The sequence below is a fragment of the Nocardia sp. CY15 genome, assembly GCF_009829295.1.
Classification (GTDB): domain Bacteria; phylum Actinomycetota; class Actinomycetes; order Mycobacteriales; family Mycobacteriaceae; genus Nocardia; species Nocardia sputi.
Genome location: NZ_VUOT01000105.1, coordinates 1 through 921, shown reverse-complemented (window position 1 = coordinate 921; position 921 = coordinate 1). Strand labels below are relative to the sequence as shown.

Here is a 921-nt window from a genome sequence, read left to right as displayed (position 1 = left end):
GCCGGTGATGTCGTGGTGAACGAGAAGGCCGGTGTGGTGGAGGAGGTTTCCGCCGACTACGTCACGGTGATGGCTGATGACGGGACGCGTAAGTCCTATCGGATGCGTAAGTTCGCTCGGTCGAATCAGGGCACGTGTGCCAATCAGCGTCCGATCGTGGACGAGGGGCAGCGGGTGGAGCGTGGTCAGGTTCTGGCCGATGGTCCGTGCACCGAGAACGGTGAGATGGCGCTGGGTAAGAACCTGCTGGTGGCGATCATGCCGTGGGAGGGTCACAACTACGAGGACGCGATCATCCTGTCGCAGCGTCTGGTGGAGGAGGACGTGCTGACCTCGATTCATATCGAGGAGCACGAGATCGACGCGCGGGATACGAAGCTGGGTGCGGAGGAGATCACGCGGGATATCCCGAATGTCTCCGATGAGGTGCTGGCGGATCTGGATGAGCGTGGCATCGTGCGGATCGGTGCGGAGGTTCGTGACGGCGACATCCTGGTGGGGAAGGTGACTCCGAAGGGTGAGACGGAGCTGACTCCGGAGGAGCGGCTGTTGCGGGCGATCTTCGGTGAGAAGGCGCGTGAGGTGCGTGATACGTCGCTGAAGGTGCCTCATGGTGAGTCGGGCAAGGTGATCGGTATCCGGGTGTTCTCGCGGGAGGACGACGACGATCTGCCTCCGGGTGTGAACGAGCTGGTCCGGGTGTATGTGGCGCAGAAGCGCAAGATCCAGGACGGTGACAAGCTCGCGGGCCGGCACGGGAACAAGGGTGTGATCGGCAAGATCCTGGCGACCGAGGACATGCCGTTCCTTCCGGACGGCACGCCGGTGGACATCATCTTGAACACTCATGGTGTGCCGCGTCGTATGAACATCGGCCAGATCCTGGAGACCCATCTGGGCTGGATCGGCAAAGCGGGCTGG

General features: G+C 62.5%; 1 pseudogene. It reads left to right on the top strand.

From position 1 onward, the window contains the following. Window positions 1–921: pseudogene (locus tag GVY39_RS33790) on the top strand (DNA-directed RNA polymerase subunit beta); the annotation flags it as partial.